The sequence below is a fragment of the Pseudoduganella sp. GW821-FHT11H04 genome (assembly GCF_058807935.1).
In genome coordinates this window covers 389,409-415,345 of record NZ_JBXARE010000004.1, presented here as the reverse complement: position 1 = coordinate 415,345, position 25,937 = coordinate 389,409, and the positions used below count along the sequence as shown (strand labels likewise).

Sequence of the window (25,937 nt, the reverse complement as noted above, 5' to 3'; positions counted from 1 at the left end):
ATGGAGACCCTTCGATGAAACTGAAGCACTCGGTAAGCGCGGTCGCGCTGCTGGCAATGGCCGCTGGCGCCTATGCCCAGGACGTCGTGGTAAAAATCGGCCATAGCGGCCCCCTGTCCGGCGCACAGGCGTTTTCCGGCAAGGACAACGAGAATGGCGCCCGCCTCGCCGTCGAAGAACTGAACGCCAAACCGATCACGGTCGGCGGCAAGAAAGTCAAATTCGAACTGATGTCGGAAGACGACCAGGGCGACCCGAAAGCCGGTGTCTCCGCCGCACAGAAGCTGGCCGATGCAGGCGTCAAATACGTGGTCGGCCCATACAACTCCGGCGTCGCCATCCCAGCCTCCCGCATCTACAACGAAGCCGGCGCCCTGATCGCACCAGTGGCGACCAACCCGAAATTAACGCAACAAGGCTACAAGAACATCTTTCGTATCAACGCCAGCGACACCCAGCTCGGCTCCAAGATGGCGCTCTACGCGGCCAATGAGCTGAAGGTGAAAAACGTCGCCGTGATCGACGACCGTACCGCCTTCGGCCAAGGACTGGCGGAAGAATTCAAGAAGCAGGCCCGCGCATCCGGCATGCAGGTCGCCGGCCATGAATACACCACCGACAAAGCGGTCGACTTCACCGCCATCCTGACCAAGCTGAAATCGAAAAACGTGCAGGCCGTGTTCTTCGGCGGCTACGCACCACAGGGCGCACCAATGGCGCGCCAGATGAAACAACTGGGCATCCAGGCCAAGCTGCTGGGCGGCGACACCATCTGCACCGCGGAGATGGGCAAGCTGGGCGGCGATGCAGTCGGCGACAACGTGCTGTGCGCGCAAGGCGGCGCGCTGCTGGAGAAAGCCGCTTCCGGCCCGGCCTTCAAGGCCAAGTTCAAGAAGCGCTTCAATGTGGAGCCGGACGTCTATGCATCCGCCTACTACGATGCGGTGCTGATGTATGCGGCATCGATGCAGAAGGTGAATTCGATCGACCCGCTCAAGGTTGGCGCCGATATTTCCGCCAACAGCTACAAGGGCGTATCTGGCACTTACGCCTTCGACGCCAAAGGCGATATGAAGTCTTCGCCAGTCACCATCTTCAACTTCAAGAACGGCCAGCCGGCCGCAATTTCGAGCTACTAAGGAATCCCCATCATTCCTGCGCGACCGGCTCGAGCGGCCGGTCGCTCCCGATCCTGCGAGGAGGATTCGAATGGATCAAATGCACTTGATGAAGGTGTTCGTCGCAGTGGGCGAGCAGGAAAGTTTTGCGGGTGCATCGCGCAGCCTGGATATGTCGCCGGCAGCGATCACACGCGCCATCGCTGCGCTCGAAGAAAAACTGGGCGCCCAACTGCTGCAAAGGACCACCCGCAACGTTCGCCTGACCGAAACGGGTCAACGCTACCTGGATGACTGCCGCAACATCCTGGCGAGCATCGAGGAAGCCAACGACGCAGCAGCAGGTGTCAACTCGGCGCCAAAAGGCAACCTGTCCGTCACCGCCTCAGTCCTGTTCGGGAAGAATTTCGTCACACCCTGCATTGTGCAATTCCTGAAGCAATATCCCGAGGTCGACGTCTCCGCCTACTTCCTTGACCGCGTGGTCAATCTGATCGAAGAAGGAATGGATGTCGCCGTGCGCCTCGGTCCCTTGCCAGACTCCAGCATGAAGGCGCTGCGCGTCGGCCAGATGCGGCGCGTGCTGTGCGCCTCGCCCGAATACCTGGCCAGGAATGGTGTGCCAAAACACCCGGAAGAACTGCAGCAGCATACAGTCATCGCCGCCAGCAGCATCACCCCGCGTGTCGAATGGAAGTTCGGTCAAGGGACGGACACCATGACTGTGCGTATGAAGCCGCGCTTCACAGTCACCAGCAACGATGCCGCAATCCGCGCTGCGGTCGAGGGCCTTGGCATATGCCGCCTGCTGTCCTACCAAATGGCCGAGGAACTGGCGACCGGCAAGCTCAAGGTCATCCTGCCGGAATTCGAAGAGGAGCCGTGGCCGGTGCACATCCTGCACCGCGAGAGCAAATACGGCTCCTCCAAGGTCCGCAAGTTCATCGATTTGCTGGCGCAGCACCTGCGGACACACCCGCACCTGAACTAAGCTTGCCGAGGAAGCCGCCGGTAATGGCGGCTACCTCTTCCAGCCTGGTATCCATCACAAAATGCCCGCCATCCAGGATATGCACTTCGGCTGATGGATTGTCGCGCTTGAAGGCCTGCGCGCCGGGCACGGTGAACGCCAAGTCGTACTTGCCCCATACGACCAATGTTGGCAACTGGCGCTGTTTCAACCAAGCCTGCCACTGCAAATAAGCCGCCAGGTTGTGCTGGTAGTCGTAAATCAGGTCGGCCTGGATACGCGCCTGGCCCGGTCGATTGAGGTAAGCATATTCGTCCATCCAAAGATCCGGATCGTAGCTTTCCACAGCAGGGTCGCTGCCGATATGGCGGGCGCGCGTTGCCGCCACCGACTGATGGACTGCGATGACGTCTTTCTCGTGCGCCGCGCGATCTTCCCAGAACGGCTTGCGCTTGGCCCACATCGCACCAAGTCCCTCTTCATACACATTCCCATTCTGGAAAACCAGAGCCTGTACTGCCTGCGGCCGGGCCAGCGCCATGCGCATGCCAACCGGTGCGCCGTAATCCTGCATCAGCAGCACATAGCGCTGCGCGCCGACGGCATCGGTGAACTTGCCCATCACCGCCGCCAGATTATCGAAGGTATAAGCAAACTTCGAAGGGTCAGGGGCATCGCTGTTGCCAAAGCCGGGATAGTCCGGCGCGACCAGGTGGTAGCGGTCGCCCAATTTGCGCAGCAGGCCGTCGTACATGCGGGAGGAGCTAGGGACGCCGTGCAGCAGCAGGATGGTCGGTTTGCTGGCATCGCCAGCCTCGCGATAGGCGATATTGACGCCGTCCACGGCAACCGTGCGATAGGCGATTGGCGCTGCTTGCGCTGTCCCGGCAAGTGCGAGGGCGGCGGCGGCTACTAGTTTTTTCATGTTGTTCTCCGGTGGTTTGTCGATGGCACCACTCTATCGACGCCTTCCACGCGGCGGAACGTCGTCGGGCGAAATGGTTTGTTTCGCTGGGCGTAGTTCCGGCGCCGCTGGCTGCTTCCTACAATCCATTCCATCCCAACCAACTTGAAGGAAGCACACATGAAAACGTCCCGCATCGCTGCATCCCTGGCCTTCGCTTTAGCCGCTGCTGCTGCCTCCGCCGCCCCGACGGACGTCAGCTATGGCACCGTGAAGGTAGATGGCGTCAATATCTTCTATCGCGAAGCCGGCCCGAAAGACGCGCCGACCGTGCTGCTCCTGCACGGTTTCCCAACCTCGTCCCAGATGTTCCGCAACCTGATTCCACAATTGGCCGACCGCTATCACGTCATCGCGCCCGATTACCCCGGCTTCGGCCAAAGCGATGCGCCGGCTGTCGACAAATTCGCCTACACCTTCGATAACCTGGCGAATGTAGTCGACAAGTTCACCATTGCTGTCGGCGCATCGAAATATGCGCTTTACGTACAGGATTACGGCGCCCCCATCGGCTTCCGCCTGGCCTCCGCCCATCCCGAGCGAGTATCGGCGATCGTGGTCCAGAACGGCAACGCCTACAGCGAAGGCATCGACAATGAGTTCTGGGCGCCGTTCAAGGTCTATTGGGCCGATAAGTCCGAAGCGAATGCCGCCAAGCTGAAACCATTCTTCGAAATCGGCGCGACCAAATGGCAGTACACGCACGGCGCGCGCAACGTCGGCAAGATCAGTCCCGACGCATGGACCCTGGACCAGGCGTACATGGACCGCCCCGGCAACAAGGACATCCAGCTCGAGCTGTTCTACAGCTACGGCAGCAACCCGGCCCGCTATCCGGAGTGGCAAGCCTATTTCCGCAAACACCAGCCGCCGATGCTGATCACCTGGGGCAAGAACGACAAGATTTTCCCCGCCGCCGGCGCAGCGCCGTATCTGCGCGATCTGCCGCACGCCGAGCTGCACCTGCTTGACAGCGGCCACTTCGCGCTTGAAGAAGACGGCCAGGAAATCGGCAAGCTGATGCGCAATTTCATTGCGCGTAACGTGAAGTAAGGTGGCGTCGCGCGAGCGACAGCGGTTAACGAAAAAACCCGCCAGACCGATGATCTGACGGGTTTTTGTACGTCCTGGTGCCGGAGATAGGAATCGAACCTACGACCTTCTCATTACGAATGAGCTGCTCTACCAACTGAGCTACACCGGCAAAGAGCCCGGATTATAACAAACAAACTTGCGCGTTTGCTAGTAGCGTTGCACCATCATTGCAAAAATTACACTACTTCCTGGTGGTAGCTGGTGACCAGGGCCACTTCGTCGCGGGAGCCCAGGAACACCGGCACGCGCTGGTGCAGTTTTTCCGGCTGGATGTCGAGGATGCGCTTCTTGCCGTCGGTCGCCATGCCGCCCGCCTGTTCGACGATGAAGGCCATCGGGTTCGCTTCGTACATCAGGCGCAGGCGGCCTGGCTTCGATGGGTCTTTATTGTCGGCCGGGTACATGAAAACGCCGCCGCGGTTCAGGATGCGGTGCACGTCGGCCACCATGGAGGCGATCCAGCGCATATTGAAGTCGGTGCCGCGCGGGCCGGTGGTGCCGGCCAGCAGTTCGCCGATGTAGCGCTGCACAGGGGCGTGCCAGTGGCGCTGGTTGGAGGCGTTGATCGCGAATTCCTTGGTCTTGGCAGGAATCTGCATATTGCGCTGGGTCAGGACCCACGAACCCATCTCGCGGTCCAGGGTGAAGCAGTTCACGCCATTGCCTGTGGTGAGCACCAGCAGGGTTTGCGGGCCGTACAGGGCGTAGCCGGCGGCCACTTGCTTGGCGCCCGGTTGCAGGAAGTCCTTCTCGGTCGGCTCGGTCATGCCTTCCGGCGCCTTCAGCACGGAGAAGATGGTGCCGATCGATACGTTGACGTCGATGTTGGAGGAGCCGTCCAGCGGATCGAACACCAGCAGGTATTCGCCTTTCGGGTAGCGGTTAGGGATCGGGTGGATGTCTTCCATTTCTTCCGATGCCATGGCCGCCAGGTGGCCGCCCCATTCGTTCGCTTCCAGCAGGATTTCGTTGGAGATCACGTCCAGCTTCTTCTGGACTTCGCCTTGCACGTTTTCGCTTTCCAGCGCGCCCAGCACTTCACCCAGGGCGCCTTTGCCGACGCTGTGCGAAATGGTTTTGCACGCGCGGCCTACCACCTCGATCAGGAGGCGCAGTTCCGCTGGAATGCTGTGGTGCTGGCGTTGTTCTTCAACGAGGTATTGGGTCAGGCTGATACGTTTCATTATTTCCCTAGGTTTGTACTAATTAGTTTGCGAGTGCTTTGCTGACCACTTCCATCACGTCGTTGGACAGCTTGGAGGCGGCGGCGACTTTTTCCAGCGCGTGGCGCATATGGACTTGCAGCGCAGGCGCGTAACGGCGCCAGCGGTCCATGCTGCGCGCCAGGCGGGCGGCGACTTGCGGGTTCAGTGCGTCGAGCTTGATCACATGCTCGGCCCAGAATTCATAGGCGCTGCCGTCGGCGGCGTGGAATTGCGACGGATTGTTATTGCAGAAGCTGAACAGCAGGCTGCGGGCGCGGTTCGGGTTCTTCAGCGTGAAGGCTGGATGCTTCATCAGCTCACGCACCTTGGCCACATTGGTGTGCGGCGCCGAGCCCTGCATGGCGAACCATTTGTCCACCACCAGCGCTTCGCCCTTGAAGTCCTTGTAGAACGCATCGAGCTGTTTGCCGGCGTCGGCGCCGCTGTGGATCAGCGACGAGAGCGCGGCGGCGCGGTCGGTCATATTCGTTGCGGCGGCAAACTGCTCGCCGGCCAGCTTGGCCGCTTCCGCATTCGGCTGCACCAGCAGGTAGGCCAGCGCCACGTTTTTCAGGCCGCGCTTGCCGGCCGAAATGGCGTCCGGACTGTAAGGGCCAGGCGTCGCGTTGGCGCCGTACACCTGCAGCAGTTCATTGCGCAACGCGGTGCCGATGGCGTGGCGCATGAACTGGCGCGCACTGTGGATGGCTTGCGGGTGCACCACCTCCATCTGCTCGGCGATGATGGTTTCCGACGGCAGGATCAGGCATTGCTCGCGGAAAGCGGGATCGAGATCCTTGTCGGTCAGCACGGTGCGCAGCGCGGCGATGTAGGTGTCGTCCAGCTTGAGCGGCTTGTTCTCCAGCACCGCCTGCGCCAGCGACAGCAGGCGTTCCATGGCCAGGCGCTGGCCGGCTTCCCAGCGGTTGACCGGGTCGCTGTCGAAGCGGAACAGGTGCAGCAGTTCTTCGTCGGTGTATGGGTATTCCAGCACCACCGGTGCGGAAAAATCGCGCAGGATCGAAGGCACCGGCGCATGCTCCACGCCTTCGAAGCGGAAGGTCTGCTCCGCAGCCGTCAGTTCCAGCACGCGTGTCGGGATCAGGTCCTTGCCGTCGCTATCCAGCAGGCCCACGGCTACCGGGATATGGAATGGCTTCTTATCCTTCTGGCCCGGCGTGGCGGGGCAGGATTGGCGCAGCGTCAGTTCGTAGACCTTCTTCGCGCCATCGTGGCGGCCGCTTGCGCTGACCACCGGCGTGCCGGCCTGGCTATACCAGCGCTCGAACTGTTTCAGGTCGCGCTTATTGGCGTCGGCCATCGCGGCGCGGAAGTCGTCGCATTGCACGGCCTGGCCATCATGGCGTTCGAAGTAGAGGTCCATACCCTTGCGGAAGCCGTCGCGGCCCAGCAAGGTCTGGTACATGCGCACCACTTCGGCGCCTTTTTCGTACACGGTCACGGTGTAGAAGTTGTTGATCTCGACGAAGGAGTCGGGACGCACCGGGTGCGCCATCGGGCCCGCGTCTTCCGGGAACTGGGCCTGGCGCAGTGTGCGCACCTGGTCGATGCGGGTCACGGCGCGGCCGCTGTCGGTGCCGATCATGTCGGAGCTGAATTCCTGGTCGCGGAACACGGTCAGGCCTTCCTTCAGCGACAGCTGGAACCAGTCGCGGCACGTCACGCGGTTGCCGGTCCAATTGTGGAAGTACTCGTGGCCCACCACGGCTTCAATGCCGGAGTAGTCGATGTCGGTGGCGGTGCGCGGATTGGCCAGCACAAATTTCGTGTTGAAGATGTTCAAGCCCTTGTTTTCCATCGCGCCCATATTGAAGTCGCTCACGGCGACAATCATGAACCGGTCCAGGTCCAGCTCCAGGCCCCAGCGCTCCTCGTCCCAGCGGATCGAGTTTTTCAGCGACTCCATGGCGTAGTCGGTCTTATCGAGGTTGCCCTCTTCCACCCACACCTGCAGCAGCACTTCGCGGCCGGATTTCAGCTTGTATTTCTCTTCCTGGCAGACCAGGCGTGCCGCCACCAGCGCGAACAGGTAGGACGGCTTCTTGAACGGGTCTTCCCATTTGGCGTAATGGCGGCCGTCGCCCAGGTCGCCCTCTTCCAGCAGGTTGCCGTTGGAGAGCAGCACCGGATACTGCTGCTTGTCGGCGCGCAGCATCACGGTGTAGCGCGCCATCACGTCCGGACGGTCGGGGAAGAAGGTAATGCGGCGGAAGCCTTCCGCCTCGCATTGGGTGTAGAAACCGCTGCCCGAGGTGTACAGGCCGGATAGCGAGGTGTTTTCGACCGGGGCGCAAGTGGTTTCGATTTCCAGCAATACATTGACTGGCGCATTGCGGATCGTCAGGGTATTGTTGCCAATAATATATTGACTATGGTTCAACTCCACGCCATTCATGCGCAGGGCGACCAGTTCAATGGCTTCGCCGTGCAGGACCAGGTCGCGGCTCTTGCTCTCCGGGTTGTGGCGCAGCTGGACGCGGTTGGCGACGATGGTGCAGTCCGGATCGAGGTCAAAGCCCAATTCCACGGTTTCGACCAGGTAGCTGGGCGGAGTGTAATCCTTGCGGTAAATCGTTTGTGGGCTGTCGGTGCGCATGGTTTGGGCGAGCGGGGACAAAGAAGGCTATTTTACCAATACCGGGCAGGGGGCACGCCCGATTCTTTTCCCTTGTCCTTCTGGCAGTAACATTCTGTAATAATTAGGTGAAATGTATGTTGCCGGATTAAACTGGCTTATACGGTCTAAAAGGAGTTCTGCCATGAGAGCGCTAGCCATTTTGGTGGCGGCCACCAGTCTGTTGCTGAGCGGCTGTGCCACTACCCTGCACAGTAACGTCACGGTCTTCCATGAGTGGCCAAGCGACTTGCAGGACAAATCGTATGCCTTTGAAACACCGGCTCCCGGCGAGGATACGCTGGAATACCGCAGCTACCAGAACCTGGTGAGCGGCGAGCTGGCCAAGCTGGGCTTCACCCAGGCTGCCAGCACCAAGGACGCCAAGCTGCGCGTCGGCATGCAGTTCAGCACCATCGATCATCCGGTCAAGGTCCTGACCGCGTCTGACCCGTGGATGTACGGTCCGGGCCCTTGGGGCTACGGCCCGCGCTGGGGCTACTATCCTTACCGCTATCGTTACTATGGTTTCTACCGCCCATATTACGATCCGTGGATGTGGGGTCCGATGGAATTCCGCGAAACCATCCAGCACAATTACGACCGCAACCTGCGCGTGACCATCAACAACCTGCAGGGCAAGAAGCTGTATGACGTGACGGTGCAAAACACCAGCCGCAAACAGTCGACGCCGATGGTGATGCCAGCCCTGGTGCAAAGCGCCTTTACCGGATTCCCGGGTGAGAGCGGCAAGGCCAAGCGCGTAGACCTTGAGCTCCAATAACTTCTTCCGATCGCTTGGGCGGTGGATGCGCGAAGGCGCCTCCACCGCCCTTTTCCGTTTGCCCCGCTGGGAAGGCTTGGCGACGGGACCGGGCGTCGTGGCGGTCCTGGTGCTGCTGTCGCTGGCGGAAGCCTCGCTGTTCCAGCGCATGTATATCAAAGGGCCGGCGATTTTCTATTGGCCTGCGGTGGCATCCGGCTGGCTGTCGTTCGCACTGCTGCCGTTTTATGCCCTGCTGACGCGTGGCGCCGGTCCAAGTGGCCGTCCTGGCGCAGCGCCGGACATGGCGCTGCTGGTGACCCTGATGCTGGCGCAGATCCTGTGGCTCGACTTGTTCCTCGGCCTGAGCTTCGCCGGCCTGCTGTTCGGCGGTGCCGACAACTGGTCGGTGCGCTACCTGGGGCGTTGGGGTGGCTGGATCATGTGGGGGATTCCGGTCACCCTGATTCTGTTGTCGCAGTTGGTTCTGCTGGCACGCGCCGGACGCGGGCGCCGCTGGCCGCTGGCGTTCACGGCGTGCATGATGGCCGGCGTGGTGGCGCTGAGCGCGACTGCGCGCCAGCCGGAATTCTGGTATCCGGAAAAGGAAAAGGCCGACAGCGACGATTCTTCCGCGCGCTTCCTGAAACTGACGCCTGAATTGCTGGAAGAGCAGCCGGTACTGCTTGCTCGCCAGCTGGCGGCATTGGCGCCGCAGCGCCCCGGCAAGGTAGATATGTATGCCCTGACGTTCGCGCCCTACGGCGACGATGTCTTCCGCCGCGAGAGCAAGATGGTGGCGGATGTAATGTCCACCCGCTTCGATTCCGCCGGCCGTACGATGCAACTGGTGAATCACGTCGAGACCGCGCAATCGCTGCCTTGGGCCACCACGCTGAACCTGCACCGCGTCATCCGCAGCGTGGCGCGCACCATGGACAAGGATGAAGACGTACTGTTCATCTACCTCACTTCGCACGGCGCGCGAGAAGGTCAACTGGCGGCCAATTTCTGGCCGCTCGAGCTGACCGAACTGACGCCTGAAATGCTGCGCAAGTGGCTCGATGAAGCGGGCATCCGCAACCGGGTAATCGCCGTATCGGCCTGCTTCTCTGGCAGCTGGATTCCTGCGCTGAAAGGCGATGCGACCATGGTCCTGACTGCGGCCGACGCCGACCACACCTCCTACGGTTGTGGCTACAAATCGGAACTGACCTTCTTCGGCCGCGCCATGTTTGACGAACAGCTGCGCACTAAAACACGCTCCTTCGAACAAGCCCACGCCGCAGCCCGCGAAGTCATCCGCAAGCGCGAAATCGAAGCCGGCAAGGAGGACGGCTACTCCAATCCTCAACTCTCCACAGGCCCCGCCATCCGCGCCAAGCTCGCAGCGTTTCAGTGAACGTATCGTGCGATGAAATACAGCCCGACTGCAAACGTGCCCATTGCAGCATATAAGCGCCAAGTCAGCTTATGCAGGTCGTCTTTGGTTGCATATATCTTGTCGGCAGCCTCGATCCATTTTTTGATCCCAACAACATTTTCCCGCACGCCAGCCATATCGACTTTAATGTCGGCGACGTCTGCCTTAAGCTGAGCAACGTATGACTTGAGCTGAGCGACATCGTTCTTGAGTTGCGCAATGTCGATTTTAAGTTGCGCAACGTCGATTTTAAGCTGAGCAACGTCGACCTTGAGTTGAGCAACATCCGACTCCAGCAAACGCAATCTGTGTTCCACTTCAGTAAGCCGGTTATTAAGCTCGCCAAGATCAACACTCAGAAAAGATGATACACATGGCAATACTTCACTCAACCGAATTGTGACCTGCAGCAATTGCGGTCGCAGGTCTGGATATTTGTCCATCGCCTGATTCAGCGCGGACACAAGAGCGGTCAGTGCAGTGATGCACTCATTCATCTGTTTGGCGGAATCGCTCATGACGGCCTCCCAATTTTTGAAATTAACTTTGATTGGACCGGGCCAACAACGAGAAGTTCAATGAATTTGCAGCTGGCTGAGCGAAATGTCGTTATGGCCGACGCCGGGGGCGACCTGGAAAGTGGCCAGGCCGGGGCGGAAGCTGCGGTAGAGGGCTTCGCTGCTGGCGCGCGGGATCACTTCGTCGCGCTCGGCGACGAGGATGGTGGTGGGGGCGTTCACTTTCGGCGCGTAACTGGCGGAGTCGTAACGGTCGCGCAGCAGGAGGCGCACCGGCAGCCAACTGAAATGGTGGGCCGCCACCATGCTCATGCTGTCGTAAGGCGTGACCAGCACCAGGCGGTCAACCGGGCGCACGCTGGCCAAGTGCGTGGCGATGCCGCTACCCAGGCTGCGCCCGACCAGGGTCACTTGCGGATGACGGGCGCGCACATATTCGTAGAGCGCCTGCGCATCGGCAAACAAGCCCTCTTCCGTCGGCTCGCCCGGCGTGGCGCCGTAGCCGCGGTAATGCATCAGGAATAAGGCCTGCCCCGGAAAAGCGGCCTGCAATTCCGCCAGGCTGCCGCCCACCGCTTCAGCATTGCCGCCGAAGTAGATCACGGCTGCGGTTCCCGGCTCCTCATGCAGTGTAACGCCGAGGCGCGCCCCGCCATCCAGCGCCAGCATGGCGCCGCCGGTAAAATTCTGCGGGTAATAGAGCATGCTGCGCTGGCGGAAAAACACGAGCACGCACACGGCAAGATAGCCCGCCAGCACCAGCAAGAGCAGTGATAGCAGCATGCGCATGGCGGCTTACGGGCGCGCGTCCGCCCGGCCCCAGCTCATGCCCCAGGAGTACAGGGCGACAAACATCATCACGTCCATGAAGATGCCGAACACCAGGTACAGCAAAGGCAGGAACAGCAGCGTCAAATGGTGCAGCACGTAAGCATGCAGCAGGTACTGCATGGGGAAGGCCAGCGCGAAGTAAGCTAGTGTGCAGACGGTGAGCCCCACCTTGCGCCACAGCGAGAAGCCGAACACATAGTAGGTCAGCCCCAGGCCCCACGGCATCATGAACAGGAAGATCAGCGCCATCGTCAGCGCGTCGCTCAAGTAGCGCGAAGCGTCGTAGGGGAATTCGCCAGGGAAAAAATGGAAGAACGCCAGCGCCGTGGCCTGCACCAGAAGGCAGGCGCGCACGATGTACTGCAAAGGCAGGAAGCGGTCGCGCGACACCAGGAAGGTGGCCAGCAAGGCAATTACGCAGCCCACCAGCGCGATCCACCACAGCTGGTTGCCCGGTTCGCCGGCCGGCAGCAGCGGGTATGGCAGATCCAGGTAGTAGGATCCCAGGTCCACTTGGCGCACCGCCACACTGCCCGCCGGCGCAATGCGCGGCAGCCAGAACTCGAACACGCCGCGCCATAGCACCAGGATGGGCGACAGCAGGCAAAGCAGGACGATGGTGAACACCGCTGGCAGAACCAGCGAGCCAAGCAGGTTGCTGCGGCTTAGCTTGATCTGGTACATCGCGCGGTGCAGCTGGATCGCACTGCCGCCGAAGCCACGGAAGCGCATGTCGTCGATCTTGCGCTGCAATGCATTCAATTGCTTCACGCTCAGAATTCCTTGAACAGTGCCGCTTCCAGGCCGCGGCGGTTGTAGTAAGGGTTATGGTAAGCCTCGGCGCGCAGCTGGAACCCGTAGCTCGGAGCCAGCCACTTGCGCCAGGTACCGCTGATCACATTGCTGCGGAAATTCACCAACAAGTCGTTGGTGCCGGCGCCGATGTACTGGTAAGCCTCTTCGCCGATATCGTAGCGTAGCGCGATGTATTGCTGCTTGTCGTGGCCCCAGGTGGCGGCGACGTACTTGGCATTGGCCATCACGCTGCCTGGATTGCTGCGGTTGATGCGGATGCCGCCTTGCAGCACCCAGGCGCTTGGCAAATACCAGGACATGCCGAGCAGTACGCTGCGGTCGCGGTGCCCGTCGCGCGCGTTGACGGCGGTAAGGCCGACGGTGGCAATCACATTGCGGTCCGCGCCCAGCTTGCGGTTGATGACCGCGTCGAAGCGCGCCTGCGGGTAGAAGAAGCTGCTGCCGTAGCTTGCGCCCAGGCCGCCGTACCAGTCTTCGTTGATAACGTGGGTGACGCCGGCCACCACCAGCGTTCCATGGGCGCCGAACTGGTTCGCATTGACCAGGTCCGCATTCCACACCGTGGCATCGGAAGTACGCAAAGAACCACGTACGAATTGTTGGTTCCAGTCGCCCAGGTCGCCAGTCAGGCTGTGGTGCAGCAGCCCCGCTTCGATGGTGCCGCTGGGCGTGGACTGCGCAGCAGCATTGCCTGCCACCGCAGCCAGCAAAACGCAGCACAGGTAAGACTTAGGATTCATTAATGCTCCGTGTCAGGATGTCCTTGATACGTTCGGCCGCGAAGCCGTCGCCAAAGGGGTTGGGTGCAGAGCGCATAGCGGCATAGGCCTTTTCATCCGCGCGCAGCTCGTCGACCGCGGCAATGATGGCGGCGCTCTCGGTGCCGATCAGGCGCCCGCCGCCGCTGGCCACCAGCTCGGGCCTCTCCGTCGTTTCACGCAGGATCAGCACCGGCACCTGCAGGCAGGCCGCTTCTTCCTGGATGCCGCCGGAGTCGGTCAGTACCAGCCAGGATTGGCGCAGCAACTGCAGGGTGGTCGAATAATTCAGCGGGCGTGTCAGGAAGATGCGCTCCGAAATTTCATCCGGCAGGTCAGTGAACACTTCGTCCACCGTGGCGCGAATCTTGGGGTTGCTGTGCACCGGCCATACGATCACCAAATCTTCATCTGCCAGCAAAAGCTGGCGCACCGTGGTCGAAATCGACATCAGCGGGCGTCCCAGGTTCTCGCGGCGGTGCGCCGTGATGAATACCAGGCGCCGGCCGGGCAGCACATGGCGCAGGCCGCGCAACTGGCTGCCGGACATTTCATCGGGATTGGCGAGCAGCTCCTTGTCGCTGGTGGCCAGGCGCACCGCGTCGACAATGGTGTTGCCCACCATGTGGACGCAGCTCTCGTTGATATTCTCCCGCAACAGGTTCAGGCGCGCGTTTTCGGTCGGTGCGAAATGCCAGTCGGCCAGGCGGCCGATCAGTTCGCGGTTCTTCTCTTCCGGGAAAGGATTGTAAGGATTGTGCGAGCGCAGGCCCGCTTCCACATGGCCGACGGGGATGTGCTGGTAAAAGGCTGCCAGCGCCGCCATCGCAGCACTGGCCGTGTCGCCGTGTACCAGCACGGCGCCCGGCTTGACGGCTTCGAAGGCCGCGCCGAGTTTTTCCAGCAGCATGGCCGACAGGTGGTGCAGCGCGTCGTTGCTACGTTGCAGCGGCAAGCTGAAATCGGGCAGGATCTTGAAGAAGCGGTACATCGGGTCGGCCATATCCTCGTGCTGGCCGGTATGCAAAAGCAGCGGCTCGAGGCCATTCTGCTTCAGAGCGTAATAAACCGGCGCCATCTTGATGATTTCGGGCCGGGTGCCCATGCAAAGGAGGATCGTATTTGCGCCCAATGTGGTTCCCCGTGTCAGGTGTTGTTAGCGGCGGGGATCACGTAGCCAAGCTCCCGCGCCCAAACGGTGCCAAGCGCCACCGTGCCTTCGGTCACACGGATTTCAGCCGCAGTCACCGTGGTTTCCACGGCGACCGATCCGAGCACCGTGCCGGCCCCGATCTCAATGGTTTTCTCGCACACCAGCGGGCCATGGATGATGCAACCCGGGCCGATGGTCATATTGCCGCTGCAGACCACCGCGCCGTCGATGCGCGCACCGGCCTGCACATGCAGGTCGCCGTGGCACTTGATGCTGCCCTCGACCAGTGCGTACGCACCAACGCTCATGCTGCCGCGCGCAACCAGGCTGCCGAAGTGGAACGATGCTTCAGGCACCTCAAGGTCGCCGCCGGCCAGCCAGCGGTTGGCAGAATCGTCCAGCAACTTGGCGGGACGCTCCAGCACCTTGCGCGTAGCCGGTTGCGGCAGCGGCGCCGGCACTGTCTCGCCGAAGCGGATGATGGGCGCATGCATGCGGCCGAAACGTGTTTCGCCATGCAGCACCAGCTCCTGGTTTGCCGAGACGCGGCCGAACAGGCGCGCACGGCGGCTGGCGACAAAACGGGTGTCGCTATGGGCCCAGCGCAGTACGTCGCATTGCTCGCCCAGCATAATGTCGCCGCGCGCCAGCAAGGCGCGGAAAGAATTCCCGCTACCGGTGTTGATCGGGCCGGAGGCAAAGACCTCCTTCTCGTAGAGCATGCCCTGGCCCAACTCCAGCGCGGCGGTGCCCAGCACCAGCTGGTCCACCGTTTCGGCGGCGATTTCCTGTTCGCTGATTGCTGGCTTGCCGTCGGCGCCGACCAACTGGTAGCGATCGCCCGTGGCCAGGCGGCCGCTGCGCGCCACCGTGGACTTGCCGGCCACTTGCGCCATCTCGGCAAACTGCTCGTTCAGGAACTGGCGGAAGCGGTTGGCGAAATGCTTGATGTTGCCATCGTATTCGCGCACCACTTTCAGGGGCTGCGCATCGCGCCGCATGCGCCATTCAACCAGCGAAGGCAGCAGCGGCAGCAGGAACAGCGCTACCTGGCCGGCAAAAAATAAAATGATCCAGCTCATGCCTTGACCTCCGGCTGGCGGTAGCGCGTTGTCTTGTCCCATTCCAGCTTGCGCTTGAACATCCAGTCGAACACCACCTGGTTGAAGGTGGCGATGGTGATGGACAGAAGGCTGACCAGGAATCCGAAATAATTGAGCGGCATCAGGCGGATGCGGTGGCGGCTGCCATCGAGGTAGACTGCAGCGCCGATTTCAAAGAAGGCTGCGAAGTTGCCAAGGGCGCTATAGGACATCAGGCAGAACAAGGCCAGCACGCCGGTCAGCCAGTGGTTGGCATCGGCGTAGAACAGGACGATAGCCAGCGCCCAGCCGGCCAACAGGATCGGCGACATGGCGAATACGCCCAGCAGCAGCAAGCCGTCCAGCTTTTCGCGCAGCGATACCTTGTCGCTTGCGAGCAGCCCGCCGGCATAGCGGAAGGCTGCCTGGTTATGGCCTTTCGACCAGCGCATGATCTGGCGTACGCGCACCGGCCAGGTTTCCGGCACTTCTTCGTAGCATTCGGAGCGGTTTTCGTAGGCGGTTTTCCAGCCTTTCAGCAGCAGGCGGTAAGTCAGGTCCGTGTCTTCAGCCAGCGCGTCTTCGTGCCAGCCGCCGATCGCTTCCAGCGCGCTGCGCCGCACCCCGCCTACCGTGCCGCCGTACTGCGGCACCAGGGCCAGGTTCATGCGCGCCTGCTGGTCGACCTGGTAACCGCCGGAGCGCTCCATATCCAGCAAGCGGGTCAGCAGGTTGCTGCCCGTATTCAGCGGCACCACGCGGCCCATGACTGCGCCCACTTCGGGATCGAAGAACGGCGCCACCAGCTGGCGCAGCAGGCCGCGGCCCGGCACGTAGTCGGCGTCGAACACGATCAGGATATCGCTGTCGACCAGGGCGGTTGCGTCCTTCAGTGCGGCCGCCTTGCCTGGCTTGCCTTCCGTACGGTGGAAGGGAGTGATACGCCCCGGATTGGCGGCGGCGATTTCGTCGATGATGCGGCGCGTGTCGTCGGTCGATCGGTCGTTGACCGGCATGATGCGCAGGCGCTCGCGCGGGTAGTCCACGTCCAGCAAGGCGCGCAGCGAATCGGCGATCACGGCTTGCTCGTTATGCGCTGCCACCAGCACCGTCACGCTCGGCCAGTTGCCGCTGTCCACGTCCAGGTAAGGGTGGCGCTGCGCCCCGAACAGGCGATTGATGGTGAAGTAGTAGTGGCGCACGGTGTACACCAGCACCAGCGCAATCACGCCCCACAGCAGGTACAGCATGATGGTCAGCGTGCGCGAACTCAATACGGCGGGGTGGCGCGACTGGATCTGGTCGGTGACGCCGATCCAGTTACCCTGTGCTTTCTTGTGCAGGGCCGAAGTTGGGTCAAGGCTGAAGGCCGGTGCGGCCTGGGCGGGTGCGGCGGCTGGTGCATTTGGAACCGCTGCCGAGGGAGCAGCGAGCGCCAGCGACAGCGATAGGCACCATCCGGCAAACACGGCGATGAGTTGCAGGGCGAAGCGACGTCGTTCTGTCATCGTACGGATTCCTGCCGGAGCGGCGAAGTTAAGCGTTTTGCCATTCTAGCAAATCATCTTTCGGATTTGTCAACCGTTGCAACGGCTGGCAAGGTGGAGAACGGGCCGGCCAACTGCCCCCCAAGGTCGGAAGCCACCGGCGTCTCGGTGCCGTAATCAGCCGGCCAGGTGCGCGGCAGATACAGTGTGCCGAACAGGCGGTCCAGCACCGGCAGCATGGCCGCAAAATTGCGGTCCACGTGGTCTTGGCGAGTGTGGTGCCAGTGGTGAAAAGCCGGTGTCGACAGCAGCCATTCAAACGGCCCAAGGCGCCAGCGGATATTGGCGTGAATGAAGAAGCCCCAAATCGTACCCAGCAAGATCACCGCCACCGGCGTCGTGCTGCCGGCAAGGCTTGGCCCCGCCAGGCCCAGCACATACAGGGGCAACAGGCCGCACAAGCGGCTCAGCAACAGATCGATCGGGTGAGCCCGGGTATTGGTCAGGAAATAAACGTGGGTGGCGCTGTGGTGCACAGCATGGAAACGCCACAAGGGCGGCCAGCGATGGGCCAGGCGATGCATCCAATACGCGCCCAGATCGCTGACGAGAAGGGCCAGCAGCAGGCGCGGCGCCAGTGGCAAGGCCGCCAGGGTTTGCGGCACGACAGCCGGCAACAGCATGCGCGAGAGCTGGGCCGCCAGCGCCAGTGGCGCGGCCAGCAGCAGCAAAGGCAGCAGGCTATTCGCGAAGTAATAGAACAGGTCCGGCCAGCGCTGGCGCTCGCCAGGCTGGGCCTGGCGGACCGCAAAATAGCGTTCCAGCGGCAGAAAGATCGCGCACAGCACACACAGCCATACCGTCAACCGCAAAACCTGTTCGGCAATGGCTGCCAAGGACAAGGCCTGCGATCAGGATTTGCGGCGGCGGCGCATTGCCACTGCCAGCAGGCCGAGGCCGCCCAGCATGGTCATCAGACTGGCTGGCTCGGATACATTGGCTGCCGGGGTGTCCTTGTCAGGGCCGTTCACAGCGAACAGCGAAACCCCATCCAGCAGCGAGAACGGCGGGTGGCCGCTCGGGGTGCCGGCCGCCAGGAAGGACAGCAGGCCGTCGCTGGCCTTGGCGGTAAACGAGAAGGTCTCCTGCATCCAGCCGCTCGAGCTATGGTTGCCGTTGGCATAAGCTGCGGTCTCAAACGTGTTGCCGCCGACGTTGACGGTCCATTTTTCCGTGGTATCGCCGGAGAAGCCCCATTGCTGGGCAGCGGCCCATTCAAAGGACAGCGTGTAAGTCTGGCCTACAACCAGGTTGATGGCTTGCTGGATCGGGACTACGCCGTATGCGCCGTCTGCTGCGATGAAGTTGCCGCCATTGGCGCTGATTGCCAGCGCGTTGTTGCCGCCGTTCTTGTCGCTCCACAGCTTCAGGGCCTGGTCGTTCGGGCCGTTGAACCAGGTCCAGGCGCCGACGGTGTCGGCCGAGCCGGCAGCGAACACAAAGTTATAGCCGCCTGGAGAGGTCCAGTTGGAAACGGAAGTGTTGTAGTCAACCTGGCCGGTGCCACTGGAGGTCAGCTCAAAGCCGCCGTTCTGTACGAGGTTAACCGGCCCTGCCTGGGCCGCCGAAGCCAATACCAGTGCAACCATTGCCATAAAGGTTTTCATAGTTCTTCCTCGAAATTCGAATGTCCTGGTGGCATTCAAGCAAGAAATATGCCTGAGCAACTAGCTCAGCTGTAAACCATTGAGCGCAATGGGTGTTTCTTTGAGGTAACTCTTATTATTGATATGCCAAATCCAGTTAGTGTAAAGAAATCCGACACAAACTGGTTCGACATTCAACGGTAATACGCTTCGCTGGCGAAGGTGATGAGGCCGATCAAAGCCACCGCACTGAGCAGGACGATCAGGAGGCGTCCAAATTTCGGGTTGCCGTCATTGTCATCGGCTGGGCGGTTCTGGTCGGTCATAGTCAAATCAAGGCAAGAGGATGGTGGAGCCGGTGGTGCGGCGTGCTTCCAGGTCCTGGTGCGCCTGCCCAACGTCCGCCAGATTATACCGCTGGTTGATATCGATCTTGACCGCGCCGCTGGACACCACGTCGAACAGCGACTGGGCGCATGCGTCCAAGTCTTCGCGCGTGGACGTAAAGTTGCCGAGCGCCGGGCGGGTCAGGTAGAGCGAGCCGCGCGAAGCCAGTTCGCCCAGCGAGAAATTGGCCACCGGGCCGGAGGCATTGCCGAAGCTGACCATCATGCCGCGCGGGCGCAGGCAGTCGAGCGAGCCGATAAAGGTATCTTTGCCAATCGAATCGAACACGGTGGAAACGCCCTTGCCGCCGGTGATCTCGCGCACCCGTTCGGTGAAGTTTTCCGTGTTGTAGTTGATGGCGTGGGCTGCGCCGTGCTTCAGCGCCAGCGCCACCTTTTCATCGGAACCGGCGGTGCCGATCAGGCTCACGCCCAGCGCACGCGCCCACTGGCAGGCGATCAGGCCGACGCCGCCCGCAGCTGCGTGGAACAGGATGGTGTCGCCTTTCTTTAAGGGCGCGGCGGAATGGAACAGGTACTGCACGGTCATCCCTTGCAGCATCATGGCTGCCGCGGTGTCGCTGCCGATGGCGTCCGGCAGCTTGACCAGCAGGCTGGCCGGCAGATTGCGCACCTGGGCGTAAGCGCCGTTCGGGCGGCCGGCATAGGCCACGCGGTCGCCCACGCGCACGTGCGTGACGCCCTCGCCTACCGCTTCCACCACGCCGGCGCCTTCCTGGCCCAGGCCAGCGGGCAGCGGCTGCGGATAGAGGCCTGCGCGGAAATAAACGTCGATGAAATTGAGGCCGATCGCTTCATGCCGGAGCGTCACTTCGCCGGGACCCGGTGCGCCGACTTCAACGTCCACGTACTCCATAACTTCCGGCCCGCCGGTGCGGGACATGCGGATTGCCTTGACCATCATGCAGCTCCTTCAGATTGAGACACTGCCTGCAATTGCGACAGCACCAGGTGGGCCGTCGCGAGGTTGGTGGCGCAGGTGACGTTATGCACGTCGCAGGCTCGCACCAGAGCGTTGATATCCGGTTCGTGAGGCTGCGGCGTCATCGGGTCGCGCAGGAAAATGATGGCGTCGATATGGCCCTCCACCAGCATGGAGCCGATTTGCAGGTCGCCGCCCAGCGGGCCGGAATGCTTGCGTTCCACGGCAAGGCCCACTTCCGCTATCAGGCGGCCGCCGGTGGTGCCGGTTGCGCACAGCTTGCAAGTACGCAGGAAATCGGCGTACTCGCGGGCCAGCGCGATCATGTCGTCTTTTTTCTTATCGTGGGCAATCAGGGCAATGCGGGGCGTCATTTCTCTTTACCTTTCACATTCGACAGCAGATATATACCGGCCAGCACCAGGGCCGTTCCCGCCAGTTGCCAGCTGGTGACGGGTTCGGACAGGATGACGGCGCCAAAAAACAGCGTGGATACTGGACCAATCATAGCCGCTTGCGAGGCCGGGCCGGCGCCGATGCGCTGCACGGCGGTCATGGTCATGAACACCGGCATCACGGTGCACAGGATGCCGTTGACCAGGGACAGGCCATACACCTCCATCGGCTGCACCAGCAGCGCGGCGGGGCGCAGCACGAAGAACTGGCCGATGCAAGCGGCGCTCGATACGCACATGGCGTAGGACACCAGGCGCAGCGCGCCCAATCGTTTGACCATTTCGCCGGAGGCGAGCAGGTACAGGGCGTAAGCGATGGCGGAGCCCAGCACCAGCAGCGAGCCGAGGGCCACATTGCTCATGCCGCCTTGCAGGTCGTGGAAGAACACCAGCACGATGCCGGCATAGGCGGTGAACAGGGAGAGCCACTGGGCGCGGCTGATATGCTGCTTGAGCCAGATGGCGCCTGCCAGCAGCACGAAGGTCGGGGTCAGGAAGAGGATCAGGCGCTCGAGGCCGACCGTGATGTATTGCAGGCCGAGGAAATCGAGGTAGGAAGAAAGGTAGTAGCCGACCAGGCCCAGGGCGACCAGGCGCCAGGCATCGGCCCGGGCCAAGGGCGGTTCGCTGCGCATCTTCCACAGCGCGATGGCGGCGAAGACCGGCAGCGAGAACAACATGCGGAAGGCGATGACCGTTACGGCGTCCAGGTGGTAACGGTAGAGCAGCTTGGCCACGATGGCCTTGGTTGAAAACAGTATGGCGCCGCCGATTGCGATTGCCAATCCGCCAAGATAGGCGGCGCGTTTGCCCTGCGATTCCTGAGTGGCTATTTCCATGCCACCATTGTAGCGGCAAGCTGGCGGGCTTGCTGGCGACGAAAAAAAGGCGAGCTTGCGCCCGCCCTGCCTTGATTCCGGCTTGCTTAGTACACGTTGACCGACGCCTGGCCGGCCGTCACAGCAGCCGTCGTGACCTTGGCGATCACATTGGCCGGGGCATTACCTGCCACCAGCTTGTTGACCTGCTTGAACTGCGCAGTCAGCGAGGCTGCGGTCAGCGTCACCACTGTGAAGCCTTGCGCGTCGGTGTTCACGTGGCGCAGGTGCGGGTTGCTGTTCAAGCCTGCCAGCTGCTGCGCCAGCGGCACCAGTTGGCCGCTGAAGCTTGCGTCGGCCTTGAGGCCGGACAGCACCGCATCTACAGTCGCATCCAGCGCCGCTTCCGGCACGCCCTTAGCAGCCAGCACACCGCGCAGCTGCACGGTCAAGGTCGCAGCCAGCGAATCGACGGTCGGCGACGCCTTGCCCATGGTGTAGTCCAGCAGGTTGAGGTCCAGGTCGACGGTGCCCAGGTTCGGCACCGGCAGGTGCAGTGGCCAGGACACCAGCGTGGCCAGTTCCGCGCCCAGGCTGGCTGCCGCATCGCGCAGGTAGATGAAGAAGGAATCGGAGCTGACGCCGGCCGATACCAGGTCCACCATCACCGGCGTGCCGCCGCCCGCCGCATCGTAATCGTCGCTCACGGTGCCGGCGAAGAAGGAGTGGATGTCGCCGGTCAGCGCCACCACGTTGCCGATGGCATTGGTCTTCAGGTGCGCCATCAGGGCCTTGCGCTCGGCGTTGTAGCCATCCCACTGGTCGCAGTTGATCAGGAACTTGCGGAAGTATGGCGCCAGTGCGGCCGCCTTGCCGGAAGCGATCACGAATGGCGACGCCGCTTTGTTGGCCTGGATGTCGGCCTTGATGTAGCCGACCGCGATGCCCTGGGCCGCCGCGGTAGCCTGCGCTGTGCCATTGCCGCCAGCCTTGGCGATGTTTTCCGCCTGGCCGAACGCCAGCACGGCCACACCGGCCTGGGTCGAAGACAGGCCGGCGCCAACCGCTGCGCTCAGGCGCGCACTGGTGTCGCCGCCGCTGGCTGCAACGCCGGCGATGGCCATGGCGGCCGCACCTGCCGCCGGGGCCGAAGCGCCGGCGGTCATTGCGCCCACGATGGCCGACGCCACCACCACATTGCCGCCGGTCGAGGTGGCGGCTGCGGTGCCGATATTGGCGGCCACGGTGGGAATGGCCTGCAGTGCGAACAGGGTAGCAATGGCGTCGGTACCGTTCAGGCCCATGCGCAGCAACGATACCTCGTTGCCCCACAGCTTCCAGGTCGCGCTGGACGCCTTCATGGTGGACTTCCACCATTCGCGCTGGGTGGCGCCCAGCATGGCGGCGGCGGACAGCGGATCGGCGCCGGCGGCAGCCATTTTCTGCGCCTCGACGCCGTTGTACAGGTCCTGCGCCACCAGGTAGCGCGCGCCGATGCTGCCCAGCGGCAGGCCGGTGGCCGGGTTGGCCATCTGCTCCGGTACCACGTGGTCGGCGCGGTACAGGCGTTCGTCGGTCATTACCAGTTGCATCAGCTTGCCGAACTTGAAGTCGCGGTAGATCTTGATGTTCTGGAAGCCGGTGCCGCCGGTGTCCAGGTTGACGTCGGCCGGCATGAATTCGAACCAGGCCTGGTTGGCGCTGCGGCGGCGCGGGGTGTCATGCTTCTCGCCTTCGGCATAAGTCTGGGTATCGCCCCAGCAGTCGTCGCTGAATTCGTGGTCGTCCCAGATCGCGATGAAGGCGAAGCGCTCGTGCACGGCCTGCAGGCGGGTATCGGTGCGGTATTTCTTGTACAGGTAGCGGTAGTCGGCCAGCGTGGTCGCGTATTTGGCGCCCGAAGTGCCGTTCTTGAAGGTGCCGTTCGGCAGCACCAGGGCGCTGGCGCCGCTGTGGCGTGCCTCGACGGAACCGGCCTGGAAGGCTTCACCCACGGTCTCGTAAATATAGTCGCCCAGGTGGACGATGAAGTCCAGCTGCTCGTTCTTGGCGATGTGGTCCATCGCACCCCAGTGGTTGATGCTCCAGTCCTGGCAGGTCATATAAGCAAACTTCAGCTGGTCGACGCTGGCGTCGGCCGCGGGCGCGGTCTTGAAGCGGGCCACATTGGAACGGATATCGCCCGCAGTGAACTGGTAGAAGTAAACCTGGCCTGGCTGCAGGCCGGTGACCTTGTTGCGGATCGTGTTGTCGAAATCGGCATTCAGTTCCAGCTGCACATCGACTACGGCGGCGCCGTCGAGGGCCTTGTTGCTCCCCAGGGAGGCGGCGTTATCCGCGGCCGTCACTTGCAAGCGCACGGTGACGCCGCTCTTGGCGGTGACGGCGGCCACATCGTCCATCGAGGCCGGGACCACGCGGGTCCAGAGCATGATGCTGTCGGAACGCGGGTCGCCGGAGGCAACGCTTTGCGGAAATTTCCAGTTGGCGCCGGACGCGGGCGGGGTGCCAGGTGCTGGCGCAGGGCTGGTGGTACCGCCGCCGCAACCTACCAGGCCGCCGGTAGCGGCCGATACAGTAATAAAACCGCCCAATTTGATAAATTGCCGACGATCCATAGGTCTCCTTCATTGTAAAAGTTATGTTTTACGATATTAACTTTACAAGCCGATGAAATACCCTGAGGAAATCTACTAAACATTCCTTTCGAGGGTGAAGTCACGCAATTGGTCGCGCCGGCGCGACAATTTTCCAGAGGGGCCGGTATGCTAGAATGTCGCCCTCGATTGCATACCGTCTAAGGAAATTTGAACATGGCTGGACACAGCAAATGGGCCAATATTAAGCACAAAAAGGCTGCAACAGACGCCAAACGCGGCAAAATCTGGACCCGCCTGATCAAAGAAATCACGGTGGCGGCACGCATGGGCGGGGGCGACCTGAACTCCAACCCGCGCCTGCGCCTTGCAGTCGACAAGGCAGCTGATGCCAATATGCCGAAGGACAACGTGAACCGCGCGATCACCCGCGGCACGGGCGGCGGCGACGGCGCCAACTACGAAGAAGTACGTTACGAAGGCTACGGCATTGGCGGCGCAGCGATCATCGTCGACTGCATGACCGACAACCGCGTGCGTACCGTGGCAGAAGTGCGCCATGCCTTCAACAAATACGGCGGCAATATGGGCACCGAAGGTTCGGTTGCCTTCATGTTCCAGCACACCGGCCAGTTCCTCTTCGCTCCGGGCACAGACGAAGCCAAGCTGATGGACGCGGCACTGGAAGCCGGCGCCGAAGACGTGGTGACCGACGAAGAAGGCGGCATCGAAGTGCTGTGCGGCCCGCACGATTTCCCAGGCGTGAAAGATGCGCTGGAAGCGGCAGGCTTCAAGGCGGAAGTGGCGGAAGTGATCATGAAACCTGCCACCGAAACCGTATTCACCGGTGAAGACGCGGCCAAGATGCAAAAGCTGCTGGATGCACTGGAAAACCTGGACGACGTCCAGGAAATCTATACCAACGCTGTCATCGAAGAATAATCCTTATGAAGATCCTGGTAGTCGGCTCGGGCGGCCGTGAACACGCTTTGGCTTGGAAACTGGCGCAGTCGGAACGCGTACAGATGGTCTATGTTGCACCTGGCAATGGCGGCACCGCGCGCGACGTGCGCCTGCAGAACGTGCCGATCACCGACCTGGTGCAACTGGCCGACTTCGTCGAGCAGGAAAACATCGGCCTGACCGTGGTCGGCCCGGAAGTTCCCCTGGCTGCCGGCATCGTCAACCTGTTCCGCGCACGCGGCCTGAAAGTATTCGGCCCGACCCGCGAAGCGGCGCAGCTGGAATCGTCCAAGGATTTCGCCAAGGCCTTCATGAAGCGCCACGGCATTCCAACCGCCGAATACGAAACCTTCGCCGACGCCAAGGCTGCCCACGCTTTCGTGGACAAAACGGGCGCGCCGATCGTGATCAAGGCCGACGGCCTGGCCGCAGGCAAGGGCGTGGTGGTTGCCATGACCCTGGAAGAAGCCCACGGCGCCGTCGACCACATGCTGTCCGATAACGCCTTCGGCGACGCCGGCGCACGCATCGTGATCGAAGAATTCCTGGCTGGCGAAGAAGCCTCCTTCATCGTCATGTGCGACGGCAAGAACGTGCTGCCGCTGGCTACTTCGCAAGACCACAAGCGCCTGCAGGACAACGACCAGGGCCCGAACACCGGCGGCATGGGTGCCTACTCCCCTGCCCCGATCGTGACCCCAGCCATGCATGCGCGCGTGATGCGCGAGATCATCATGCCTACCATCCAGGGCATGGCGAAAGACGGCATCCAGTTCACCGGCTTCCTGTACGCCGGCCTGATGATCGACGCCGCCGGCACGCCGAAGACGCTGGAATTCAACTGCCGCATGGGCGACCCGGAAACCCAGCCGATCATGTCGCGCCTGAAGACCGATCTGCTGGGCGTAATGGAACACGCCGTCAACGGCACCCTGGACCAGGTGGAACTGGAATGGGACCGCCGCACCGCCGTTGGCGTGGTGCTGGCAGCCTCCGGCTACCCTGACGCGCCGCGCAAGGGCGACCATATCCACGGCATCCCGGCGGAAACCGCCGATTCCGTGACCTTCCACGCTGGTACCAGCGACGATGCGGAAGGCAAGCTGGTCACCTCCGGAGGCCGCGTCCTGTGCGTGGTTGGCCTGGGCGATAACATCAAGATGGCGCAGAAGCAGGCTTACGAAGCGGTCGACAAGATCGGCTTTGAAGGCGTGCAGTTCCGCCGCGATATCGGCTGGCGCGGCCTGAAGCACTAAAACCGGCAATACGGTGCCTGACCCTCAGGGTCAGGCACCCCGGCCCGCGACCGCC

At 62.1% G+C, this 25,937-nt stretch carries 24 protein-coding genes and 1 tRNA gene; 7 read left to right on the top strand and 18 right to left on the bottom strand.

The genetic code is table 11. From position 1 onward, the window contains the following. The first annotated feature begins 14 nt into the window (after positions 1–14). Both AC1RTP_RS12145 and AC1RTP_RS12140 read left to right on the top strand, forming a co-directional pair. Complete coding sequence (locus AC1RTP_RS12145) at positions 15–1,139, top strand: branched-chain amino acid ABC transporter substrate-binding protein (RefSeq protein WP_498607805.1); 1,125 nt, start codon at positions 15–17, stop codon at positions 1,137–1,139. A gap of 70 nt (positions 1,140–1,209) precedes the next feature. Continuing rightward, positions 1,210–2,109, top strand: coding sequence for a LysR family transcriptional regulator (locus AC1RTP_RS12140; RefSeq protein WP_498607803.1), 900 nt, complete (start codon positions 1,210–1,212; stop codon positions 2,107–2,109). Here AC1RTP_RS12140 and AC1RTP_RS12135 read toward each other — a convergent pair. Next, positions 2,060–3,013: an alpha/beta fold hydrolase gene (locus AC1RTP_RS12135; RefSeq protein ID WP_498607801.1), complete on the bottom strand. Its 954-nt coding sequence runs from the start codon at positions 3,011–3,013 to the stop codon at positions 2,060–2,062. The genes AC1RTP_RS12140 and AC1RTP_RS12135 overlap by 50 nt on opposite strands. 159 nt (positions 3,014–3,172) lie before the next feature. Here AC1RTP_RS12135 and AC1RTP_RS12130 point away from each other — a divergent pair, with 159 nt between their 5' ends. Next, positions 3,173–4,105 carry an alpha/beta fold hydrolase gene (locus tag AC1RTP_RS12130; RefSeq protein ID WP_498607800.1) on the top strand — a complete coding sequence of 311 codons (933 nt, stop codon included), beginning with the start codon at positions 3,173–3,175 and terminating at the stop codon, positions 4,103–4,105. Between the two features lie 75 nt (positions 4,106–4,180). Here AC1RTP_RS12130 and AC1RTP_RS12125 read toward each other — a convergent pair. From AC1RTP_RS12125 to pepN, 3 genes are all read right to left on the bottom strand, one after another. Then, positions 4,181–4,256 (bottom strand) — tRNA-Thr (locus AC1RTP_RS12125). 67 nt (positions 4,257–4,323) lie between these two features. Beyond that, positions 4,324–5,331 (bottom strand): class 1 fructose-bisphosphatase, encoded by a 1,008-nt coding sequence (locus AC1RTP_RS12120; protein WP_498607799.1) that lies wholly within the window; start codon positions 5,329–5,331, stop codon positions 4,324–4,326. Positions 5,332–5,353: 22 nt separating this feature from the next. Further along, positions 5,354–7,969 (bottom strand): aminopeptidase N, encoded by a 2,616-nt coding sequence (pepN, locus tag AC1RTP_RS12115; protein WP_498608057.1) that lies wholly within the window; start codon positions 7,967–7,969, stop codon positions 5,354–5,356. A 163-nt stretch (positions 7,970–8,132) separates the two neighbouring features. On the opposite strand from pepN, the gene AC1RTP_RS12110 reads away from it, so the two are divergent. Continuing rightward, positions 8,133–8,771 (top strand): DUF4136 domain-containing protein, encoded by a 639-nt coding sequence (locus AC1RTP_RS12110; RefSeq protein ID WP_498607798.1) that lies wholly within the window; start codon positions 8,133–8,135, stop codon positions 8,769–8,771. After that, a complete protein-coding gene (locus AC1RTP_RS12105) occupies positions 8,758–10,152 on the top strand; it encodes a C13 family peptidase (RefSeq protein ID WP_498607796.1) in 1,395 nt (464 codons plus the stop codon). The genes AC1RTP_RS12110 and AC1RTP_RS12105 overlap by 14 nt, the downstream gene beginning before the upstream one ends. Here AC1RTP_RS12105 and AC1RTP_RS12100 read toward each other — a convergent pair. The 14 genes from AC1RTP_RS12100 to AC1RTP_RS12035 all read right to left on the bottom strand — a co-directional run bounded on the left by AC1RTP_RS12100 (position 10,146) and on the right by AC1RTP_RS12035 (position 23,684). Then, positions 10,146–10,691 carry a hypothetical protein gene (locus tag AC1RTP_RS12100; protein WP_498607794.1) on the bottom strand — a complete coding sequence of 182 codons (546 nt, stop codon included), beginning with the start codon at positions 10,689–10,691 and terminating at the stop codon, positions 10,146–10,148. The two genes, AC1RTP_RS12105 and AC1RTP_RS12100, sit on opposite strands and share 7 nt — an antisense overlap. Before the next feature lie 57 nt (positions 10,692–10,748). After that, entirely contained in the window at positions 10,749–11,474 is a 726-nt protein-coding gene (locus AC1RTP_RS12095; protein WP_498607793.1) for an alpha/beta hydrolase, read from the bottom strand. 12 nt (positions 11,475–11,486) lie between these two features. Beyond that, positions 11,487–12,293 (bottom strand): hypothetical protein, encoded by an 807-nt coding sequence (locus AC1RTP_RS12090; protein ID WP_498607791.1) that lies wholly within the window; start codon positions 12,291–12,293, stop codon positions 11,487–11,489. A 2-nt stretch (positions 12,294–12,295) separates the two neighbouring features. Continuing rightward, a complete protein-coding gene (locus tag AC1RTP_RS12085; RefSeq protein ID WP_498607789.1) occupies positions 12,296–13,078 on the bottom strand; it encodes a YaiO family outer membrane beta-barrel protein in 783 nt (260 codons plus the stop codon). Next, a complete protein-coding gene (gene wecB, locus AC1RTP_RS12080) occupies positions 13,068–14,201 on the bottom strand; it encodes a non-hydrolyzing UDP-N-acetylglucosamine 2-epimerase (protein ID WP_498607787.1) in 1,134 nt (377 codons plus the stop codon). The genes AC1RTP_RS12085 and wecB overlap by 11 nt, the downstream gene beginning before the upstream one ends. A gap of 41 nt (positions 14,202–14,242) precedes the next feature. Beyond that, positions 14,243–15,331 carry a polymer-forming cytoskeletal protein gene (locus tag AC1RTP_RS12075; protein WP_498607785.1) on the bottom strand — a complete coding sequence of 363 codons (1,089 nt, stop codon included), beginning with the start codon at positions 15,329–15,331 and terminating at the stop codon, positions 14,243–14,245. Continuing rightward, a complete protein-coding gene (locus AC1RTP_RS12070; protein ID WP_498607783.1) occupies positions 15,328–16,839 on the bottom strand; it encodes a glycosyltransferase family 2 protein in 1,512 nt (503 codons plus the stop codon). Before AC1RTP_RS12070 ends, AC1RTP_RS12075 begins: the two co-directional genes overlap by 4 nt. Before the next feature lie 53 nt (positions 16,840–16,892). Continuing rightward, on the bottom strand, positions 16,893–17,714 hold the full coding sequence (locus AC1RTP_RS12065) for a sterol desaturase family protein (protein ID WP_498607781.1): 822 nt from the start codon (positions 17,712–17,714) through the stop codon (positions 16,893–16,895). 15 nt (positions 17,715–17,729) lie between these two features. Further along, on the bottom strand, positions 17,730–18,485 hold the full coding sequence (locus AC1RTP_RS12060) for a PEP-CTERM sorting domain-containing protein (protein ID WP_498607779.1): 756 nt from the start codon (positions 18,483–18,485) through the stop codon (positions 17,730–17,732). Between the two features lie 173 nt (positions 18,486–18,658). Then, positions 18,659–18,790, bottom strand: coding sequence for a hypothetical protein (locus tag AC1RTP_RS12055; RefSeq protein WP_498607778.1), 132 nt, complete (start codon positions 18,788–18,790; stop codon positions 18,659–18,661). Positions 18,791–18,797: 7 nt separating this feature from the next. Beyond that, positions 18,798–19,772: a quinone oxidoreductase family protein gene (locus AC1RTP_RS12050; protein ID WP_498608056.1), complete on the bottom strand. Its 975-nt coding sequence runs from the start codon at positions 19,770–19,772 to the stop codon at positions 18,798–18,800. Continuing rightward, positions 19,772–20,167: a methylglyoxal synthase gene (locus AC1RTP_RS12045; protein ID WP_498607776.1), complete on the bottom strand. Its 396-nt coding sequence runs from the start codon at positions 20,165–20,167 to the stop codon at positions 19,772–19,774. The genes AC1RTP_RS12050 and AC1RTP_RS12045 overlap by 1 nt, the downstream gene beginning before the upstream one ends. Further along, on the bottom strand, positions 20,164–21,087 hold the full coding sequence (locus AC1RTP_RS12040) for a DMT family transporter (RefSeq protein WP_498607774.1): 924 nt from the start codon (positions 21,085–21,087) through the stop codon (positions 20,164–20,166). Before AC1RTP_RS12040 ends, AC1RTP_RS12045 begins: the two co-directional genes overlap by 4 nt. Before the next feature lie 86 nt (positions 21,088–21,173). Then, positions 21,174–23,684, bottom strand: coding sequence for an alkaline phosphatase D family protein (locus tag AC1RTP_RS12035; RefSeq protein ID WP_498607772.1), 2,511 nt, complete (start codon positions 23,682–23,684; stop codon positions 21,174–21,176). A gap of 195 nt (positions 23,685–23,879) precedes the next feature. Between AC1RTP_RS12035 and AC1RTP_RS12030 the strand changes: the two genes are divergently transcribed. Then, a complete protein-coding gene (locus AC1RTP_RS12030) occupies positions 23,880–24,605 on the top strand; it encodes a YebC/PmpR family DNA-binding transcriptional regulator (RefSeq protein ID WP_155453426.1) in 726 nt (241 codons plus the stop codon). A 5-nt stretch (positions 24,606–24,610) separates the two neighbouring features. After that, positions 24,611–25,882, top strand: a complete 1,272-nt coding sequence (gene purD / locus AC1RTP_RS12025) for a phosphoribosylamine--glycine ligase (RefSeq protein ID WP_498607770.1) — start codon at positions 24,611–24,613, stop codon at positions 25,880–25,882. The last annotated feature ends 55 nt before the right edge of the window (positions 25,883–25,937 follow it).